The organism is Streptomyces coryli, assembly GCF_011044975.1.
GTDB lineage: Bacteria > Actinomycetota > Actinomycetes > Streptomycetales > Streptomycetaceae > Streptomyces > Streptomyces coryli.
Map to the genome: position 1 here is coordinate 1 of NZ_JAAKZV010000411.1, position 4,221 is coordinate 4,221.

Annotated in this window: 3 protein-coding genes; 1 reads left to right on the forward strand and 2 read right to left on the reverse strand. The window is 76.7% G+C overall.

Features of this window, described 5'->3' with window-relative positions:
- Window positions 1-288, reverse strand: a 288-nt coding sequence (locus tag G5C51_RS40305) for a MerR family transcriptional regulator (RefSeq protein WP_165245647.1), incomplete at its 3' end; no start/stop codon positions are given.
- A gap of 256 nt (window positions 289-544) precedes the next feature.
- Between G5C51_RS40305 and G5C51_RS40310 the strand changes: the two genes are divergently transcribed.
- Window positions 545-1,912: a cryptochrome/photolyase family protein gene (locus tag G5C51_RS40310; RefSeq protein ID WP_240930262.1), complete on the forward strand. Its 1,368-nt coding sequence runs from the start codon at window positions 545-547 to the stop codon at window positions 1,910-1,912.
- 28 nt (window positions 1,913-1,940) lie between these two features.
- Here G5C51_RS40310 and G5C51_RS40315 read toward each other — a convergent pair.
- Window positions 1,941-4,221: ATP-binding protein (locus G5C51_RS40315; RefSeq protein ID WP_420824912.1), on the reverse strand; the 2,281-nt coding region annotated here is incomplete at its 5' end.

Consider the following 4,221-nt stretch of genomic DNA (forward strand, 5'->3'; position numbering starts at 1 on the left):
GGGTGTAGGGGCGGGGGCCGGATGTCCCCGTTCGCCGAGGGCCATCCGGGCCGCCTCGGCCGGCGGCACCCCGTCCGCCGTCAGCGCGCACATCCGCCGTACCAGCGCGATGTCCGGCTCCGACCAGCGTCGGTGCCGGCCCGCGGCCCGGTCCGCCGGGCCGATCCCGTAGCGCTGCTCCCAGGAGCGGAGCGTCGTGGGCGCCACCCCGAGGCGGCGCGCCACCTCGCCGGTGGAGACGGAGCCGGGGGCGGGGTCGTCAGCGGCCGTGGGCCGGGGTTCCGTCATGCGGCGAGGATACGACGCACAAACGACGCGGCTTGCCGCTTTGCCCGAGTGGGTCAAGGCTGGTCGGGCACGGTTCCGCCGCTCGCCCCCCGAGGGCGCGAACCGGCGAGCTCGCCGGGCCGTAACTCGCGGTCCGCGTGGGCCTGTACATCCCGCGGGCCGGCCGGCTGGGCAACTGTATCCCCCACGGCTGTCGACGGTGGCGACCGGTCCGCGGGGGTGCGCACCCCCTCGTATCTCCCTGGAGCACGCCCAGTTGACCGCCACCGCCGTCGTTCTCTTCACCGCCGACCTGCGCGTGCACGACCACCCGCCGCTGCGCGCCGCGTTGCGTGCCGCCGACGAGGTGGTGCCGCTCTTCGTCCTCGACGACGGCGTGCGCAAGGCCGGCTTCGACGCGCCCAATCGCATGGCCTTTCTCGCCGACTGCCTTACGGCGCTGGACGCCGGGCTGCGGGATCGCGGCGGGCGGCTCGTGCTGCGGGCGGGTGACGTCGTCGAGGAGGTGTGCCGGACGGTCGTCCAGACCGGGGCGGCCGAGGTCCATGTATCCGCGGGCAGTAGCGGTTACGCGCAGCGGCGCGAGGCGCGGCTGCGGCGGGCGCTGGCGGACCTGCGGGTTCGTCTGTACGTCCATGACGCCGTGCAGACCGCGCTCCCGCCCGGCGCCGTCGTGCCGGCGGGGAGCGCGCGGGCCGACCACTACGCCGTCTTCACCCCGTACCACCGCCGCTGGGCGGCCGAGCGGCTGCGCGACTGCCTCCCGGCCCCGCGCCGGATCCCGGTCCCGCCGGGGCCCGGCTCGCTGCCGCTGCCGGAGCGGCGCGCCGTCGCCGGCGTCTCGCCGGGGGCGGCACGCGGCGGCGAGCCCGAGGGCCGCCGCCTGCTCACGGCCTGGCTGCGCAACGGCCTCGCGGACTACGCCGCGACCGCGGACCGGCTGGACGACGCCGCCACCTCGGGGCTCTCGCCGCATCTGCACTTCGGCACGCTGTCCCCGGTGGAGACGGTGGCCAGGGCCCGTAAAGCGGGCGGGGCGGGCGCGGAGGCTTTCGTACGGCAGCTGTGCTGGCGCGATTTCCATCACCAGGTGCTGGCTGCCCGCCCCGACGCGGCGACCGCCGACTACCGCCCGCGGCGGGACCGTTGGCGCACCGGCCCCGCCGCCGACCGCGACGCCGAGGCCTGGCGCCAGGGCCGCACCGGCTACCCGGTGATCGACGCGGCCATGCGCCAGCTCGCCCACGACGGCCGGCTCCCCGGCCGCGCCCGCCTCCTCACGGCGAGCTTCCTCACCAAGACGCTGTACGTGGACTGGCGCACCGGCGCCGCCCACTTCCTCTCCCTCCTCACGGACGGCGACATCGCCGCCAACCAGCTCAACTGGCAGTGGACCGCCGGCACCGGCACGGACACCCGCCCGAACCGCGTGCTCAACCCCCGGCTGCAGGCCAAGCGCCATGATCCGGACGGGAGTTATGTCCGTCGCTGGGTCCCGGAGCTGACCACGCTGCCGGCGGGTGTGGTGCACGAGCCGGGCGGCCTGGCGGCGTCGCTCGGCTATCCGGATCCGGTGGTGGACCTGGCGGAGGGCCGGGACCGCTTCCTGCGCGGCCGCGGCTGAGCCGGGCCTGCGCTAGGCCGCTACGCCGCTATGCCGTCGGCTCCGATTCGAGCGGCATGGTCGCCCCGCGCTCCAGGGCCGCCGTCAGGGACGCGTCGCCGAGAGCCGCGCGGAGGCGGTCGGTGATGCGGTCCGTGTCGCCGCGTTCGCCCGGGGGGAGCGGGGCGCCGGCGCCGGCGCGGAGGGCCGTGGCGCGGCCCAGGAGTTCGGCGGCGCGGGGGTGGTTTTCCGGGGCGGCCAGGGCGGCCGCGCCGGCCAGGCCCTCCAGGGCCAGGGCCATGGCGCGGGGGTCGGCCGTGCTACGGGCCAGGGTGAGGCCTTCCGCGTGGTGGGCGCGGGCGGCCTCGGCGTCGCCGCGCAGCTCCGCCACGAAGCCCAGTTCCGCCAGGATCAGGGCGGTGCCCACGGGGGAGTCGATCTCGCGGTCCCAGGGGAGCCATTTGCGGAGCAGGGCCTCGGCCTTGTCCAGATGGCCCTGGCGGCGGGCGCTCAGGGCCAGGCCGATCTCGGCGAACTCCTCGCCCACCTTGTAGCCCTGTTCCGCCGCCGTCTTCGCCGCGCGCGTGTGCAGGTCGTCGGCGCGGGTGTGGTCGCCCTCCAGGAGGGCGATGCGGCCCAGGGCGGAGAGCTTGTCGGCGGCTTCGGTACGGACGCCCAACTCCTCTGCCAGCCGCAGGCCTTCGAGGTGGAGGCGGGTGGCGTGGGGATAGTCGCCGGTGATCTCGGCGTGCGCGCCCAGCGGGATGGTGGCCTGGAGCTGGCCCCAGCCGTCGCCCAGTTCCGTGAAGAGGGTCGTGCTGCGGGTGGCCTGGGACGCGAGGGCGGCGAGGTCGCCGCGCAGCAGCGCCTGCTGGGCCAGGGTGCCGGCGACCGCCGCCATGCCCCAGGTGTCGCCCGTGGTGCTGAAGGTCTGCTCCGCGGCGGCCAGTTGATCCGTACCGCCCGGGGAGCCGGCGATGCCCAGGCGGGCGTAGCCCAGGTGCCAGTCGGCGCGGGCCTGAGCGGTGAGGAGGGTCAGGTCGCGGGTGGGGGCGGGGGACTCGTCGTCCGGGGTCCGGTCCGGGACTTCGCCCAGGCGGTAGCTGAGGGACGCGTGCCAGGTCGATGCGGTACGGGACAGGGCGGCCACGGTCGCCGGGTCGTCCGCGGCCGCCGGCGCCACCGCGAGCGCCGCCGTCGCGAAGCGGCGGGCCTCACGGAGGCGGCCGCGGAGGCACCAGTACCAGGCCAGGTCCACCGCCAGGCCGAGGGCGGCGGTCGCGTCGGCCGCGTGCACCGCGGCGTCCAGTGCGGCGCGGAAGTTGTCCGCTTCCGCGTCCATGGCGCGCAGCCAGGTGCGCTGTTCGGGGCCGCGGAGGAACGGCTCGGCGGTGGCGGCAAGCTCGCGGTAGCAGCGGTAGTGGCGGGCCGCCGTGGCTTCGTACTCGCCCGCCTCGCGCAGCCGTTCGCGGCCGTACGCGGCGACGGATTCCAGGAGGCGGTAGCGCGGGGGTTCCATGGCCGCGGTGGACGGCGCCGCCAGCGTCACCAGCGAGCGGTCGACGAGGCGGGCGAGCGGGTCCAGGACCTCCTCGGCCGCCACCTCGCCGTCCGCGCACACCGCCTCCGCCGCCGCCAGCGTGCAGCCGTCGGCGAACACGGACAGCCGCCGCAGCACCGCCCGCTCCCGCTCGTCCAGCAGCTCCCAGCTCCAGTCGATCATCGCGCGCAGCGTCCGCTGCCGCGCCGGGGCGTCGCGCGGGCCCGCCGACAGCAGCCGGAAGCGGTCGTCGAGCCGGGCCGCCAATTCCCGTACGCCCAGCGCCCGCACCCGCGTCGCCGCCAGCTCCAGTGCGAGCGGGATGCCGTCGAGGCGGCGGCAGATCGCCGCCACGGCGTCCGCGCTGTCCTGATCCAGAGTGAAGCCGGGGGCGGAGGCCGCTGCCCGCTCGGTGAAGAGCCGCACGGCTGCCTCCTCGGGCAGCGGGGAGACGGTCCAGAGCCGTTCGTCCCGTACGCCGAGGGGTTCCTGGCCGGTGGCGAGGACGTGCAGGCCGGGCGCGGCGGCGAGCAGGCGCGAGACCAACTCAGCTGCGGCATCCACGACATGCTCGCAGTTGTCCAGCACGAGCAGCATCCGCTGCGACCGCAACGACTCCGCCAGCCGGTCCACCGCCGCCGCGGGCCCGGCCCGCAGCCCGGGCACGGCCGTCTCCTCCCGCAGCCCCAGCGCGGAAGCTACGCGCTCGGCGACCACCGCCACGCCGTCGGCGGCTGCGCCTCCGGCACCCGCGCCTCCGGCCCCCGCCGCGCCCCCGGCGTCACTTTCC